The sequence below is a fragment of the Streptomyces sp. CY-1 genome, assembly GCF_047218265.1.
Taxonomy (GTDB): Bacteria; Actinomycetota; Actinomycetes; order Streptomycetales; family Streptomycetaceae; genus Streptomyces; species Streptomyces niphimycinicus.
On record NZ_CP178393.1, the window covers coordinates 2,764,667 to 2,779,330 of the forward strand.

Consider the following 14,664-nt stretch of genomic DNA (forward strand, 5'->3'; position numbering starts at 1 on the left):
GTCCGTCCCTTCTGTCAATGGCGAATGCATTCCGGCTGGACCGTCCTCTCAGAGAAGGGCGGCGCGGGGGCCGTCCGGCTCTTCGAGGCGCCGTTCATGGATGGCACGGGCGAGCTCGGACACCTCGTCCTCGCCGAACCTCTTGAAACCGTCCTCGGTGATGGAGGTGATGATCGGGTAAATGCGGCGGGCGAGATCCGGCCCGCCGGTGGCCGAATCGTCGTCGGCGGCGTCATAGAGCGCCTGGAGCACGGCGGTGGCGGCCTGCTCCTCGGTCAAATCCTGGCGATAGAGCTTCTTGAGCGCGCCCCGGGCGAACATCGAGCCCGAGCCGGTGGCGGCGAAGCCGCGCTCCTCCGAACGCCCTCCGGTCACGTCGTAGGAGAAGATGCGGCCCTTCTCCCGGTCGACGTCCCACCCCGCGAAGAGCGGGACCACGGCGAGGCCCTGCATCGCCATGCCGAGGTTGCCGCGGATCATGGTCGACAGCCTGTTCGCCTTGCCTTCGAGCGAGAGAACGGTGCCCTCGACCTTCTCGAAGTGCTCCAGCTCGAGCTGGAAGAGCTTGACCATCTCCACGGCGATACCGGCGGTCCCCGCGATCCCGACGGCCGAATACTCGTCGGCGGGGAAGACCTTCTCGATGTCACGCTGCGCGATGACATTGCCCATGGTGGCGCGGCGGTCACCGGCGAGCACGACACCGCCGGGGAAGCTCACCGCCACGATGGTGGTGCCGTGGGGGGCCTCGATGGCGCCCTGCACCGGGGGCAGCGGACGGTTCCCCGGAAGCAGCTCGGGCGAGTGCTCGCCCAGGAAGTCCATGAACGACGAGGAGCCGGGCGTCAGGAAGGCAGCCGGCAGACGCCCTGTGCTACGAGTGTTGGCTTCCACACGTTTCCTTCCACCAGATCTTGAAATACTGCACGGACCATACCCCTGGCCATGGAAGTCATCCGTCCTGCGCCCCCTTCGCGGGGACGCAGGACGGAGAAGACCCGCTTTACTGCCCGCCCTTCTGGACGAACGACCTCACGAAGTCCTCCGCGTTCTCCTCGAGCACGTCGTCGATCTCGTCCAGCACGGAGTCGACGTCGTCGGAGAGCTTCTCCTGCCGCTCCTTCAGGTCGTCCGCGGCCTGCGCGTCCTGCGCCTGCTCCTCGACCTCTTCGGTCGAGCGCGACGCCTTCTGCTGACCGCCGCCGGTGTCCTTGGTCGCCATGTCCCTCACCCCGCTCGGTTCGCCCGCTGATTCGATCGGTCTCAAGATCAGACCCTACAAGCCGGGTCCGACATCGGCCTCCCACTCGCTACAACGTACGGAGGCCACCTCGATGATTCCCGGCTGGGGGGCATTTCAGCCGCCGGACAGCACCCGGACCAGGTCCTCGGCCGTGCGGCAGCGGTCCAGCAGCTCCTTGACGTGGTTGCGGGTGCCGCGCAGCGGCTCCAGCGTGGGGACCCGTTGCAGAGAGTCACGACCCGGCAGATCGAAGATCACCGAGTCCCAGGAGGCCGCGGCGACGTCGTCCGCGTACTGCTCCAGGCAGCGGCCGCGGAAGTAGGCGCGGGTGTCCTCCGGGGGCTTGTTCTGGGCGCGGGCGACCTCCTGGTCGTCCAGCAGCCGCTTCATCTTGCCGCGCGCCGCCAGCCGGTTGTACAGGCCCTTGTCGGGGCGTACGTCGGCGTACTGGAGGTCCACCAGATGCAGCCGGGCCGCGTCCCACTCCAGGGTGTCGCGGCGGCGGTAGCCCTCCATCAGCTCCCGCTTGGCGATCCAGTCCAGCTCGCCGGACAGGCTCATGGGATCGCGCTCCAGCCGGTTCAGCACGTCCTCCCAGCGGGTCAGGACGTCCCTGGTCTGCTCGTCGGCGTCCGCTCCGTAGCGGTCCTCGACGTATTTGCGGGCCAGCTCGAAGTACTCCATCTGGAGCTGCACCGCGGTCAGCGTGCGGCCGCTGCGCAGCGTGATCAGACGGCGCAGTGTCGGGTCGTGCGAGACCTGGTGCAGGGTGCGCACCGGCTGGTCCACCGCGAGGTCCACGGCGATGAAGCCGTCCTCGATCATCGACAGCACCAGGGCGGTGGTGCCCAGCTTGAGGTAGGTCGAGAGCTCGGAGAGGTTGGCGTCCCCGATGATCACGTGTAGCCGGCGGTACTTCTCGGCGTCGGCGTGCGGCTCGTCGCGGGTGTTGATGATCGGGCGCTTGAGCGTGGTCTCCAGGCCGACCTCGACCTCGAAGTAGTCGGCCCGCTGGCTGATCTGGAAGCCGTGCTCATGGCCGTCCTGGCCGATGCCGACGCGGCCGGCGCCGGTGACGACCTGGCGGGAGACGAAGAAGGGCGTCAGGTGGCGCACGATGTCCGAGAAGGCGGTCTCCCGCTTCATCAGGTAGTTCTCATGCGTGCCGTAGGAGGCGCCCTTGTTGTCGGTGTTGTTCTTGTAGAGGTGGATGGGCTGGCCGCCGGGCAGCTCGGCGGCGCGCAGCGCGGCCTCGGCCATGATGCGCTCGCCCGCCTTGTCCCAGAGCACCGCGTCCCGGGGGTTGGTGACCTCGGGGGCGGAGTACTCGGGGTGGGCGTGGTCCACATAGAGCCGCGCGCCATTGGTGAGGATCACATTGGCCAGGCCGATGTCCTCGTCGGTGAGCTGGCTGGCGTCGGCGGACTCGCGCGCGAGGTCGAAGCCGCGGGCGTCCCGCAGCGGGTTCTCCTCCTCGAAGTCCCAGCGGGCGCGACGCGCCCGGTGCATCGCCGCCGCGTAGGCGTTGACGACCTGGGATGAGGTGAGCATGGCATTGGCGTTCGGGTGCCCGGGGACGGAGATCCCGTACTCCGTCTCGATACCCATTACGCGCCGTACGGTCATGCGGCCCTCCTTGCCCGGCGCCGCCCCCGGCTGAGGTCGGCGCTCAAGTACCGCTGCGCTCCCGGTCCATATGCGGCCCCCGATCCCCCGTGCCGCGATCGTGCGGTACCGAAGAGCCTAGAACGGCCAAGCGGTGCTGCGGAGATCATTTCAGTCATTGCTCCGGTCGGGCTCGTAGGACTCATACGAAGAATGCGGTCCGAAAAGCGCATCCGGCTGCGGATGCCCCGTCCAGGACATCCGCAGCCGGACTGCGGTGTTACAGGTATTGACCGGTGTTCGCCACCGTGTCGATGGAGCGTCCGGTGTCCGCGCCCTGCTTTCCGGTGACCAGGGTGCGGATGTAGACGATCCGCTCGCCCTTCTTGCCGGAGATCCGGGCCCAGTCGTCCGGGTTCGTGGTGTTCGGCAGGTCCTCGTTCTCCTTGAACTCGTCCACGCAGGCGGCGAGCAGATGGGAGACGCGAAGGCCCTTCTGGTTGTGGTCCAGGAAGTCCTTGATCGCCATCTTCTTGGCGCGGTCCACAATGTTCTGGATCATTGCGCCGGAGTTGAAGTCCTTGAAGTAGAGGACTTCCTTGTCGCCATTGGCGTAGGTGACCTCCAGGAAGCGGTTCTCCTCGGATTCGGTGTACATCTGCTCGACCACCGACTGGATCATTCCGCCGATCGCGGCCTTGGGCGACTGGCCGTGCTCGGTGAGGTCGTCCGTGTGGATCGGCAGCGACTCCGTGAGGTACTTCGAGAAGATGTCCTTGGCGGCCTCGGCGTCCGGACGCTCGATCTTGATCTTCACATCGAGGCGGCCGGGGCGCAGGATCGCCGGGTCGATCATGTCCTCACGGTTGGAGGCACCGATCACGATCACGTTCTCCAGGCCCTCCACGCCGTCGATCTCGGAGAGGAGCTGGGGGACGATGGTGTTCTCCACGTCCGAGCTGACCCCGGAGCCACGGGTGCGGAAGAGGGAGTCCATCTCGTCGAAGAAGACGATGACGGGCGTGCCCTCGCTGGCCTTCTCCCGAGCCCGCTGGAAGACCAGCCGGATGTGCCGCTCCGTCTCACCGACGTACTTGTTGAGCAGCTCGGGACCCTTGATGTTGAGGAAGAAGCTCTTCCCCGCGGGCTTGCCGGTCACCTCGGCGACCTTCTTGGCAAGGGAGTTGGCCACGGCCTTGGCGATCAGTGTCTTGCCGCAGCCGGGCGGACCGTACAGCAGCACACCCTTGGGCGGCCGCAGTTCGTGCTCCTTGAAGAGGTCGGGGTAGAGGTAGGGGAGCTCGACCGCGTCGCGGATCAGCTCGATCTGGTTTCCCAGACCGCCGATCTTGTTGTAGTCGATGTCCGGAACCTCTTCGAGGACGAGCTCCTCGACCTCGCTCTTCGGAACGACCTCGTAGACATAGCCGGACCGGGACTCGAGCAGCAGGGCGTCACCGGGGCGGATGGTGGTGTGCAGCAGCGGCTCTGCCAGCCGCACCACCCGCTCCTCGTCGGTGTGTCCGATCACCAGGGCGCGCTCGCCGTCCTCAAGGACCTCCTTGAGGGTGACGATGTCCCCGGCGCGCTCGAACTCCATGGCCTCGACCACATTGAGGGCCTCGTTGAGCATGACCTCCTGGCCTCGCTTGAGGTCGTCGAGCTCGACGCTTGGGCTGACATTCACCCGGAGTTTACGGCCCCCGGTAAAGATGTCGGCCGTACCGTCCTCGTTCGCCTGTAGAAAGGCTCCGAAGCCGGCCGGCGGCTGGGCAAGCCGGTCGACCTCCTCCTTGAGGGCCACGATCTGGTCGCGGGCCTCACGGAGTGTGTTCGCGAGCCGCTCGTTCTGTGCGGAGACTCCCGCCAGATTGGTCTGCAGCTCGACGATCCGCTCTTCGAGAATCCTCGTATGACGCGGAGAGTCGGCGAGCTTGCGGCGCAGGACGGCGATTTCCTGCTCGAGATAGGCAACCTGGCCGGCAGGGTCATCAGACCCCCGCCCCGGCCGGATGCCGCGGTTGATGTCGTCGTCGTGGGCTGCCACGGTCCTCACCTCCTCCAAGGGGAGCTGGACGCTTCCTGACCCTACCTGGGCCGGTGCGGGTTGAAACCCCTAGATCACAAACCCGGTCGGCGTGTGTCCGATCTTCACCCTTGCGCACTCCCTCACACCAGCCGAATACCCACCCAACAACATCGGAAAGCGAGCGGTTGTATCGTCGACACGGTCAACACCCGTCAGGGCTGGCGATATTTAGACACTGTTGAATGGCGTATCGAAGGAACAGCAGGGGGCACACCGTGCGGAACGAGGAGCTCGGCGATCTTGAAGTGTGGATTGACCAGGACCTGTGCACCGGCGACGGCATCTGCGCCCAGTACGCCCCCGAGGTCTTCGAACTCGACATCGACGGTCTAGCCTACGTCAAGAGCGCCGACGATGAGCTGCTACAGGAGAAGGGTGCCACCACTCCGGTCCCCCTGGCCCTGCTCACCGAGGTCAAGGATTCCGCCAAGGAATGCCCCGGCGACTGCATCCATGTACGCCGCGTCACGGACCGGGTCGAGGTCTACGGCCCCGAGGCGGAGTGACACTCCGCGAGCGACCGCTCACACACTCCCCGGAACCGGCAGCGCCTTCAGGACGAACCTGCCGTCCCGCCACCGCCAGTTGACCTTGCGCTGCTGATCCGGACAGCACCGCGGCACCTTGGCCGAGGAGTATCCCAGCAAGGTGGCCGAAACCGTCTTTCCGCGCACCGCGAAATCGCTGACGCTCATCCCTTCCTTCGGGTCCACGAACGTGGCCACCACGCGGGGCGCGGCGCCCGCGCGGGCCGGCTGGGAGAGCACATACACGCCACTGGGCGGGGTGCCGAACGCCGTCGCGCAGCGCACCACGACGGCGGTCTCCGGCCGCCCGTCGCCGTCCAGGTCCGCCGAGGCCCGGTCGACGACGTCGGGCCTGGCCCGTCCGCAGTCCATCGGATACTCCGCGGCGCCGGGATCGGGGGCCTTGGCCGCCGGAAGCCCCCCGGCACGCGGGGCGGAGGCGGCGGTGGACGTGGTGGCCTTGGCGTCGGAGGGCTGGAAGAACGACCCCCCGGCGATGACGGCGGCCACGGCGGCCGCGGTCGCGACCCAGTGCACCGGACGGGGATGGGTGTGCGCGAGATCCGGGCCCAGAGGCTGCACGCGGGATGACTCCATGTAAGGGCTGAGGCGGGAGATGTCCCGCATCGTGCCACATCTCACAGGGGCGCGGCCACCGCCCTCGCACAGGGAATTCGGTGGCCGCGCCGAGCCGTTGTGGCTCCGGTGTCCGTCAGGTGACCGTCAGGCGTCGCCGGACGGGGTGTCCTGGCCGCCGGAGGCGCTCCGGCCGCCCCCGGAGGCGTCCCCGGCTCCGGTGTCCTTCGCGGTGCCCCAGCCCACGTAGTCCTCGCCGTAGGCGCCCTTGGCGGGCCTGCGGCGGCGCATCGGGGGCTCCACACCGTCCGCGAGCCGGCGGGCGGTGAGCAGGAAGCCGGTGTGGCCGATCATGCGGTGGTCGGGCCGTACGGCCAGGCCCTCGACATGCCAGGTGCGGACCATGGTCTCCCAGGCCGACGGCTCGTTGAAGGTGCCGTGCTCGCGGATGCACTCCACGGTGCGGGCGAGCTGGGTGGTGGTGGCGACGTACGCGCACAGGATGCCGCCGGGGACGAGCGCCTTGGACACCGGCTCCAGGCACTCCCAGGGGGCGAGCATGTCCAGGATCACGCGGTCCACCTCGGTGTCGCTGAGGTTGTCCTGGAGGTCGCCGACGGTGAGCCGCCAGGCGGGGTGCGGGGCGCCGAAGTAGCGCTCGACGTTCTGGGCGGCGATCTCGGCGAAGTCGGCCCGGCGCTCGTAGGAGTGCAGCATGCCCTGGTCGCCGATGGCCCGCAGCAGAAACATGGAGAGCGAGCCGGAGCCGACGCCCGCCTCGACGACACGTGCGCCGGGGAAGATGTCGGCCATCGCCAGGATCTGCCCCGCGTCCTTGGGGTAGACCACGGCGGCACCGCGTGGCATGGACAGGACATAGTCGGGGAGCAGGGGGCGCAGCGCGAGATACGCGACGTTTCCCGTGGTACGCACGACGGTTCCCTCAGGGGCACCGATCAGCTCGTCATGGGGGAAGGATCCCTTGTGGGTGTGGAAGTTCTTCCCGGCCTCGAGCGTGAAGGTGTAGTGGCGTCCCTTGGGGTCGGTGAGCTGGACCTGGTCCCCGACCTGGAAGGGCCCGCGACGGCGGGCGGCACCGGTCGGTTCGGACATGTGACCAGCCTACCGGGCACTTCGCCCTGCCCGGACCACACCGGGGCCTCAGGAGGGGCCCGCGGGCGTCCTGGCCATGGCCGCCACGAAGGCGCGCTCGACATCGGCCGTGGAGAGCACCCCGTAGATCTCGCCGCTCTCCTCCACCACCAGGTACTCGGTGGCGGGGGTGGCCCGCAGGGTGTCCAGCAGCTCCTCGCCGCTGAGCTCGGCGGAGACCCGCATACCGTCCTTGAGATCCTGGGCGAGACCGCTGACCGCGACCCACGGGCGGCGGTGCTCGGGGATCCCCACGATGGCGGCCTCGCGCACCACGGCGGTCGGGGTGCCGTGACCGTCCACCACGACCAGGGCACGCGCCCCCGCCTCGTTCGCCCGGCGCAGCGCCTCCGAGAGCGGGGTGTCGGCCGCCACGGGGACGGCGCGCCGGGTGAGCGTACGGGCGCGCAGATCCGGCAGCCGCTCCCGCAGCCGGGCCATCCGCAGGCTGTTGCCCGCGCCGGTCCAGATGATCGCGGCGAGTATGGCGGCCAGCAGCGCGTCGGTGAGCGAGTCGACGCTGCCGAAGCTCTCGGGCTCGTCGCCGAGCCCGCCCGCCTGGGTGAGCAGCGGCAGTCCGATGAGCACCGCGACGGCCAGCGCACGGCCGCTCCAGGCGGCGGCGACGGTGCCGGTCATCGGCCTGCCGCTGATCTTCCAGACGACGGCGCGCAGCATCCGGCCACCGTCCAGCGGCAGCCCGGGCAGCAGGTTGAACGCGGCCACGATCAGGTTGGAGATCATCAGCCCGGCGAGCAGCACCCCGGGCACCGTGCCGGGCTCCACGACCAGCATGCCCAGGTAGAAGACGCCCGAGAGGACCAGGGAGAGCAGCGGGCCGACGAAGGCGAGCACGAACTCCCGGCCGGGGGTCTCGGTCTCCTTCTCGATCTCCGAGACACCGCCGAAGAACTGGAGCTGGATCCGGCGCACCGGCAGCTTGAAGCGGAGCGCGGCCACGGTGTGGGCCAGCTCGTGCACCAGCACCGAGGCGTAGAAGGCCACCGCGAAGAAGAGCGAGACCAGATAGCGAGCGGCGCCGAGCTCCGGCAGCACCCGGTCGAGCTGCCCGCCGAAGACCCAGGTGATGAGGGCGGCGACCAGGAACCAGCTCGGCGAGACATACACGGGCACGCCGAACGGGCGCCCCATGAGAATGCCGCCGCCCGCCTCGCGTGGGCGCGGCTGTTTACCGCCCTCGGGCTCGGTCGTGCGGTCCGATTCCCCGTTGTCGGACTGCCGCTGCCCGCTGTTGTCCACGGTGTCCCCTCGTCGGATGCTCGGTCGCACCCCTCTTTTGATACGGTCCCCACGATCATGCAGTGCGAGGGGCTCGGACGTCGATGGTATGCGTCCGGCTGTCAGTGGCGGGTCGTAGGGTCTTCGCCATGGGAACCACCACGGGAACCACCACCGGGAAGGCCGAACCGTCGGACGGGCCGCCGAAGTCCGGCCGCGCCGCCTCGTTGTCACCGTCACGGGCGGCCGATTTCATGCGGTGCCCGCTGCTGTACCGCTTCCGAGTGATCGACAAATTGCCGGAGAAGCCCAGCGCGGCGGCCACCCGCGGCACGGTGGTCCACGCGGTGCTGGAGCGGCTCTTCGACGCCCCGGCCGCCGAGCGCACTTCGCCGCGGGCCCGGGCGATGGTGCCGGGCGAGTGGGAACGGCTGCTGGCGGCCAAGCCGGAGCTGGCGGAGCTGTTCCAGGAGGAGGACGGCGCCCCGGCGCCGGAGCGGCTGGCCGAGTGGCTGACGGGGGCTCAGACACTGGTGGACCAGTGGTTCTCGCTGGAGGATCCGACGCGTCTGGAGCCCGCGGAGCGGGAGCTGTTCGTGGAGACGGAGCTCGAATCCGGGCTGCGGCTGCGCGGAATCATCGACCGGATCGACATCGCTCCCACGGGTGATGTGCGGATCGTGGACTACAAGACGGGCAAGGCCCCCGCGCCGCAGTACGCGGGCGAGGCCCTGTTCCAGATGAAGTTCTACGCGCTGGTGGTGTGGCGGCTGCGCGGGGTCATCCCGCGGCGGCTCCAGCTTGTCTATCTGGGCAGCGGCGATGTGCTGACGTACGACCCGGACGAGCGGGATCTGCGGGCGGTGGAGCGCAAGGTGCTGGCCCTGTGGGAGGCAATCCGGCTGGCCACGGAGACCGGTGCCTTCGTCCCCCGCCAGACCAGGCTGTGCGGCTGGTGCGACCACCAGGCGCACTGTCCGGAGTTCGGGGGTACGCCGCCGCCGTATCCCCTGGCGGTCGTGCCCCTTCAGTCCGGCAGAATGGACGCGGTCTAGCGAAGGAGTTCCCGTGGCGATCCGCGTCCTACTGGTCGATGATCAACCGCTGCTGCGCACCGGCTTCCGGATGATCCTGGAGGCGGAGCAGGATCTGGCGGTCGTCGGCGAGGCAGGGGATGGTCTACAGGCCCTCGACCAGGTGCGGGCGCTTCAGCCCGATGTGGTCCTGATGGACATCCGGATGCCGCGGATGGACGGCGTGGAGGCGACCCGCCAGATCACCGGTCCGGGGCGGGACGGCCCGGCCAAGGTGCTGGTGCTGACCACCTTCGACCTGGACGAGTACGTGGTGGAGGCGCTGCGCGCCGGGGCCAGCGGATTTCTGCTGAAGGACGCTCCCGCCACCGAGCTGGTGCAGGCCATCCGCGTGGTGGCGGCGGGCGAGGCGATGCTGGCGCCCAGCATCACCCGCAGGCTGCTCGACAAGTACGCCGGGCATCTCCCGTCGGGCGAGGAGCCGGTGCCGGACACCCTGCACACGCTGACCGAGCGCGAGGTCGAGGTGCTGAAGCTGGTGGCCCGGGGGCTGTCCAACGCGGAGATCGCCGCGGATCTGTTCGTCAGCGAGACCACGGTCAAGACGCATGTGGGCCATGTGCTGACCAAACTGGGGCTGCGCGACCGGGTCCAGGCCGCCGTGTACGCCTACGAGAGCGGCCTGGTCCGCCCCGGCGCGCAGTAGGCGGCACCGGGGGCACCGGGGACGGTGGCGGTACGGCGGGAGGCCCGGGGCGCGCGCCCCGGGCCTCCCGCCGTACCGCCGTAAAGACGTACGCCGTAAAGACGTACCGCCGTCAAGACGCCGTCCCCGTCAGCCGTCGGAGGACTTGGCGATCTCCCAGAAGCGGAAGACCGTCGAGGAGTCGAGGGTCCACTGGAGCCCGGAGATGTCGTCCTGGGCCACCGCGTACTGCTTGCCCTGCCACAGCGGAAGCATCGGCACCTCGTCGGCGACGATGTCCTGGATCCGCTGGAAGTCGCCGACCGTGGCCTCGCGGCTGGGCTGCTCGGCGGTGGCGGGGATGAGCTGCGCGGACAGCCGCGGCGAGGTGTAGTGGTTGGCCAGGACGTTGCCGGCGCCGAAGAACGGGGCGACGAAGTTGTCCGGGTCCGGGTAGTCGGGCACCCAGCCCTTCACATAGACGCCGTACTTCCCGCCGGCGACGCCCTTCTCGTACGCGGCCACGTCCGCGCTCTTCACATCGACGTCGAACAGCCCGCTGGCGTTGAGCTGCCGGGCGATCTGGCGCAGGCCGGGGACGGTGCCGGGGCCGTAGCGGATCGGGGTGCCCCACAGCGTCAGCTTGACCTTGCCGGAGATGCCCTCGTCCCGCAGCGCCTGCTTGGCCTTCCCGGGCTGCGGGCGGTCGCCGTACTTGTCGTAGAAGGCGGTGTTGTGGCCGGTGATCCCGGCCGGGACCACCGAGTACAGCGGTTCGGCGGTGCGCTTGTAGACGTCCCGCACCAGGGTGGAGCGGTCGATGAGGTACGCCATGGCCTTGCGCACGCCGAGCTTGCCCGCCACCGGGTCCTTCATGTTGAAGACCAGGTGCTGGACCTCGGCGCCGGTGCCCTCGACCACGTTCAGGCTCTTGCCGCCGCCGAGGCTCCGCGCCTGGAGGTCGGCGAGGTCGCGCATGGCCAGCCCGCGGTAGGCGAGGTCCACATCGCCCTTCTGCACGGCGGACTTCAGCCGCGCCTGCCCGCCGTGGAAGAACTTCAGGCTCAGCCCGGAGTTCTTCGGCCGGGCGGGCCCCCGGTAGCCGCCGTTGACGGAGAAGTCGGCCTCGTCCTTGGTGAAGGAGTCCAGCTTGTAGACGCCGGAGCCGACCGCCTTGTGGTCCGTGCGCAGCTTGTCGGCGGGGTATTCCTGGTGGTCGACGATGGACCCGGCGCCGGAGGCGATCTTCTGCGGGAAGGTCGCGTCGGAGTCCTTCAGATGGAAGACAACGGTCCGCTTGTCCGGGGTGTCGATGCTCCCGATGGAGGTGAGCATCAGCGCCGGACCGTTCGCGTCATTGATCCGCTTGGTGCGCTCGAAGGAGAACTTGACGTCCTCGGAGGTGAGCGAATGGCCATTGGAGAACGTCAGGTCGTTCTTCAGCGTGCAGGAGTAGACCCGGCTGGAGTTGTCCTTGAACGAGCACTTCTCCGCTGCCTCCGGCTGCGGTGTGGTGCTGCCCTTCGGGAAGCTCAGCAGGGACTGGAAGACGTTGTTGAACAGCAGCCAGGAGCCCGGGTCGTAGCCGGAGGCCGGGTCGGTGGCGAGCACCTCGTCCGACATCCCCATGACCACGTGCTCGCCGCTGCCCGCCGCGTCCCCGTCCTCACTGCCGCATCCGGTGAGCAGGGCGGCGGCCAGTCCCGCGCCCAGGGGAGCTGCCAGCCACTGATCACGTTTCCTCAACGGTCTTCCTCACACATTCGTCGTTTCGTGCCTGACCCCCGTGGGTTCTTCTCAGTCGCCCTTGCCGAGCTCCCAGAGCTGGAGCATGGTCGAGGAGTCGAAGGCGTACTCGGCGCCGATGACGTTCTCGCGGGCGGCCACATAGGTGTTGCCCTGCCACAGCGGGAGATAGGGCACGTCGCTGGCGACGGCGTTCTGGATCGACTGGAAGTCCCTGTCGGCGAGGCTGCGCTGGGCCTCCTGCCGGGTCTTGGGGATCAGCTCGTCCTGGATGGTGCTGTTGCGGTAGGGCGAGTTGAGGAAGTTGTCCGTGGTGAGGAACGGCGCGGTGTAGCTGTCGGGGTCCGGGAAGTCGGGCAGCCAGCCCATCCCGGAGGCGGAGAACTGGCGCTTGATGAGCGCGGGGCGGAAGTCCCGCCACGGGTAGCCCTTGATCGTGACGGAGAAGAGGCCGCTGGCGTTGAGCTGCTTCTTCAGCTCCTTGAACTCCCCGGCCGTCTCCGGACCGTAGTGGTCGGTGGTGTAGGTCAGCGTCAGCTTCACCGGGGTGTTGATACCGGCGTCGCGCAGCACGCTCTTGGCGACCGCGGGGTCCGGGTCGCCGTACTCGTTGTGGAACGAGTTGATATGCGAGGAGATACTGGTGGGGATCATCGAGTAGAGCGGCTCGGCGGTCCGCTTGTACACATCGCGCACCAGCGCCTGGCGGTCCACGAGATGGGCGATGGCCTGCCGGACCGCCTTGTTCTTGACCGCCGGGTCCGAGGTGTTGAAGACCAGATAGCGGATGCCCTGCCCGGAGGATTCGAAGAGCCGGACGCCCTTGACGTCGCCCTTGTTGAGCTTGTCGATCTGTTCGGGCGAGAAGCCGCGGTGGACCACGTCGATGTCGCCCTTGGCCAGGGCCTTCTCCATGGTCGAGGCGGAGTCGTAGAAACGCATCTCCGCCTTGTCGGCCTTCAGGTGGACATCGCCCTTGTAGTGCGAGTTCTTGGTGAAGACGACCTTGACCAGCCGGTTGTCGCGCACCTCGGTCTTGGCGGAGTACGGGCCCGAGCCCGTCATCTCGAAGCCGTTGCGCAGCGCGTCGGGCTTGTAGACCTCGCTGTCCAGGATGGCGGCGGCCGGAGTGGTGAGCTTGGACGGGAAGGTCGCGTCCGGCTGCGAGAGGTGGATGACGATCTCGCGGTCGCTGGGGGTTTCGATCTTGTCCACGTTGGACAGCAGCGACTTGGTGCCGTTGGGGTCGTCGATGCGCAGCACGCGCTCGAGGGAGAACTTGACGTCCTTGGAGGTCAGGTCGTGACCGTTGGAGAACTTCAGCCCGCTGCGCAGCGTGCAGCGGTACTGCTCGCTCTGCCGGTCCTGGAAGCCGCACTTCTCGGCGGCGTCCGGTATCGGCTCGGTTCCCGAGCGGGGCAGTCTCATCAGTGTCTGGAAGGCGTTGTGCAGCACGCTCCAGGAGGCGAAGTCGTAGGCCAGGGCCGGGTCCAGCGGAGCGGGCGCCGCCTTCGACGCCTCTATGCGGTCCGTGCTGCCCAGGACGATCGCCTTACCGTCCGAGCCCGAGCCGTCGGTACCACCGCACGCGGCGAGCGTGGAGATCAGGAGGCCGGCCACAGCCGGCAGCACCAGCGACTTGCGCGTCATTGTCGGGAGTCTCCCTGCCATCGATCAAGCTACTCGCGACGAGATTAGTCCGCGGCGCCGACCATGCTCAGACACAACGAAGTTGAGGCGATATCACGCCCCGATAACGAGCGGCCATCGACCGATATCCGGACGCCGCCACGATTCGTACGGCATACCACTAATCCGGACACATGGGTTCACCCAAATCGCATCAGACAGGACGCGCGGCAGGCAACCGCCCCACCCGCCCACCGCATGCGCAGTGATAAACATCACGTTCCCTTGTCGCCAACGGAACGCGAAAAGTGCGCCCGCGCTATTCAGTTTGCAATTTACAGAAATACGCTCGGTGCGCGTTCAGTGCATTGCAGTGACCAGAGTACGCAGAAATGAAAGATCGACTTCTTCGAGCGAACCGACGACCGTACGCCCCGCGGCGGGCTCGATCGGCACCACGGACGGCACCGCGACCACCCGGCACCCGGCCGCCTCCGCGGCCCGTACGCCCGTGTCGGTGTCCTCGATGACCACGCACCGCCCCGGCTCGACGGCGAGCCCGGCCGCGGCGAACAGATACGGGTCCGGATGCGGCTTGGTCCGCTCGACCTCGTCGCCCGCCACCGTCAGGGCGAAGTGCTCCGGGCCGAGCGAGCGCAGCACCCGGTCCATCACCCGCCGGTGGGAGGCGGAGACCAGGGCGGTGGGGATGGACTGCGCGGCCAGCTCGGTGAGCAGCCGGCGGGCACCGGGCAGCATCGGCACACTGCCGTCGATCAGCTCGGTGAAGCGGCTGTTGAGCAGGCCGGTGAGCTCGGCGAGGGCGATCTCGGCGCCGGTGGCCTCGATCAGGAACTGGGCGCTGCGCGACATCGGGCCGCCGACGACGACCTGGCGGTACTCCTCGGCGAGCGCGTGACCGAGCTCGGCGAAGATGGCGACCTCCGCGTCCCACCAGATGCCCTCGGTGTCGACCAGGGTGCCGTCCATGTCGAGCAGAACGGCTTGCAGGGCCGAGCCTTCGGCCGTACGGGTATCGACGGCGGGGATGCTGCTGGTCATCCAAACACCTCCGGATAAGGGGCACGAAGGCCGGCCCCCTTCCACTGGCGGGAAGGCGACCGGCCTCTACCGGATCG

At 68.4% G+C, this 14,664-nt stretch carries 13 protein-coding genes; 3 read left to right on the forward strand and 10 right to left on the reverse strand.

Going from position 1 to position 14,664, the window contains the following annotated elements:
- Positions 1 to 48 precede the first annotated feature (48 nt).
- The 4 genes from prcB to arc all read right to left on the reverse strand — a co-directional run bounded on the left by prcB (position 49) and on the right by arc (position 4,895).
- Positions 49 to 894, reverse strand: a complete 846-nt coding sequence (prcB, locus tag ACK1X7_RS11850) for a proteasome subunit beta (protein WP_137965051.1) — start codon at positions 892 to 894, stop codon at positions 49 to 51.
- A gap of 109 nt (positions 895 to 1,003) precedes the next feature.
- Complete coding sequence (locus ACK1X7_RS11855) at positions 1,004 to 1,222, reverse strand: ubiquitin-like protein Pup (RefSeq protein ID WP_078640503.1); 219 nt, start codon at positions 1,220 to 1,222, stop codon at positions 1,004 to 1,006.
- 135 nt (positions 1,223 to 1,357) lie between these two features.
- Complete coding sequence (dop, locus tag ACK1X7_RS11860; RefSeq protein WP_385142897.1) at positions 1,358 to 2,869, reverse strand: depupylase/deamidase Dop; 1,512 nt, start codon at positions 2,867 to 2,869, stop codon at positions 1,358 to 1,360.
- Between the two features lie 259 nt (positions 2,870 to 3,128).
- Positions 3,129 to 4,895 carry a proteasome ATPase gene (gene arc, locus ACK1X7_RS11865; protein WP_137965053.1) on the reverse strand — a complete coding sequence of 589 codons (1,767 nt, stop codon included), beginning with the start codon at positions 4,893 to 4,895 and terminating at the stop codon, positions 3,129 to 3,131.
- Between the two features lie 224 nt (positions 4,896 to 5,119).
- Here arc and ACK1X7_RS11870 point away from each other — a divergent pair, with 224 nt between their 5' ends.
- Positions 5,120 to 5,443, forward strand: a complete 324-nt coding sequence (locus ACK1X7_RS11870; RefSeq protein ID WP_216342357.1) for a ferredoxin — start codon at positions 5,120 to 5,122, stop codon at positions 5,441 to 5,443.
- A gap of 18 nt (positions 5,444 to 5,461) precedes the next feature.
- On the opposite strand, the gene ACK1X7_RS11875 is transcribed toward ACK1X7_RS11870, so the two are convergent.
- The 3 genes from ACK1X7_RS11875 to ACK1X7_RS11885 form a co-directional block, all read right to left on the reverse strand.
- Positions 5,462 to 6,091 carry a hypothetical protein gene (locus ACK1X7_RS11875; protein WP_385142901.1) on the reverse strand — a complete coding sequence of 210 codons (630 nt, stop codon included), beginning with the start codon at positions 6,089 to 6,091 and terminating at the stop codon, positions 5,462 to 5,464.
- A 96-nt stretch (positions 6,092 to 6,187) separates the two neighbouring features.
- Positions 6,188 to 7,153 carry a tRNA (adenine-N1)-methyltransferase gene (locus tag ACK1X7_RS11880; RefSeq protein ID WP_216342359.1) on the reverse strand — a complete coding sequence of 322 codons (966 nt, stop codon included), beginning with the start codon at positions 7,151 to 7,153 and terminating at the stop codon, positions 6,188 to 6,190.
- 48 nt (positions 7,154 to 7,201) lie between these two features.
- Positions 7,202 to 8,452: a site-2 protease family protein gene (locus tag ACK1X7_RS11885; RefSeq protein WP_216342375.1), complete on the reverse strand. Its 1,251-nt coding sequence runs from the start codon at positions 8,450 to 8,452 to the stop codon at positions 7,202 to 7,204.
- A gap of 128 nt (positions 8,453 to 8,580) precedes the next feature.
- Between ACK1X7_RS11885 and ACK1X7_RS11890 the strand changes: the two genes are divergently transcribed.
- Both ACK1X7_RS11890 and ACK1X7_RS11895 read left to right on the forward strand, forming a co-directional pair.
- Positions 8,581 to 9,486 carry a RecB family exonuclease gene (locus ACK1X7_RS11890; protein ID WP_385142904.1) on the forward strand — a complete coding sequence of 302 codons (906 nt, stop codon included), beginning with the start codon at positions 8,581 to 8,583 and terminating at the stop codon, positions 9,484 to 9,486.
- Positions 9,487 to 9,499: 13 nt separating this feature from the next.
- Complete coding sequence (locus tag ACK1X7_RS11895; protein WP_009719179.1) at positions 9,500 to 10,171, forward strand: response regulator; 672 nt, start codon at positions 9,500 to 9,502, stop codon at positions 10,169 to 10,171.
- Between the two features lie 129 nt (positions 10,172 to 10,300).
- Here ACK1X7_RS11895 and ACK1X7_RS11900 read toward each other — a convergent pair whose 3' ends face one another.
- The 3 genes from ACK1X7_RS11900 to ACK1X7_RS11910 all read right to left on the reverse strand — a co-directional run bounded on the left by ACK1X7_RS11900 (position 10,301) and on the right by ACK1X7_RS11910 (position 14,587).
- The gene (locus ACK1X7_RS11900) at positions 10,301 to 11,896 is read right to left on the reverse strand and encodes an ABC transporter substrate-binding protein (RefSeq protein WP_413115070.1); all 1,596 of its coding nucleotides are present in this window, start codon (positions 11,894 to 11,896) and stop codon (positions 10,301 to 10,303) included.
- Between the two features lie 51 nt (positions 11,897 to 11,947).
- Complete coding sequence (locus tag ACK1X7_RS11905) at positions 11,948 to 13,546, reverse strand: ABC transporter substrate-binding protein (protein WP_385153954.1); 1,599 nt, start codon at positions 13,544 to 13,546, stop codon at positions 11,948 to 11,950.
- Positions 13,547 to 13,885: 339 nt separating this feature from the next.
- Positions 13,886 to 14,587, reverse strand: coding sequence for an HAD family hydrolase (locus ACK1X7_RS11910; protein WP_390793886.1), 702 nt, complete (start codon positions 14,585 to 14,587; stop codon positions 13,886 to 13,888).
- Positions 14,588 to 14,664 lie beyond the last annotated feature (77 nt).

Excerpts from the sequence above, each read along its gene's own strand:
- ACK1X7_RS11855 (WP_078640503.1), bottom strand. The coding sequence starts at position 1,222 with ATGGCGACCAAGGACACCGGCGGCGGTCAGCAGAAGGCGTCGCGCTCG.
- dop (WP_385142897.1), bottom strand. The coding sequence starts at position 2,869 with ATGACCGTACGGCGCGTAATGGGTATCGAGACGGAGTACGGGATCTCC.
- ACK1X7_RS11870 (WP_216342357.1), top strand. The coding sequence starts at position 5,120 with ATGGCGTATCGAAGGAACAGCAGGGGGCACACCGTGCGGAACGAGGAG.
- ACK1X7_RS11875 (WP_385142901.1), bottom strand. The coding sequence starts at position 6,091 with ATGCGGGACATCTCCCGCCTCAGCCCTTACATGGAGTCATCCCGCGTG.
- ACK1X7_RS11880 (WP_216342359.1), bottom strand. The coding sequence starts at position 7,153 with ATGTCCGAACCGACCGGTGCCGCCCGCCGTCGCGGGCCCTTCCAGGTC.
- ACK1X7_RS11890 (WP_385142904.1), top strand. The coding sequence starts at position 8,581 with ATGGGAACCACCACGGGAACCACCACCGGGAAGGCCGAACCGTCGGAC.
- ACK1X7_RS11905 (WP_385153954.1), bottom strand. The coding sequence starts at position 13,546 with ATGACGCGCAAGTCGCTGGTGCTGCCGGCTGTGGCCGGCCTCCTGATC.
- ACK1X7_RS11910 (WP_390793886.1), bottom strand. The coding sequence starts at position 14,587 with ATGACCAGCAGCATCCCCGCCGTCGATACCCGTACGGCCGAAGGCTCG.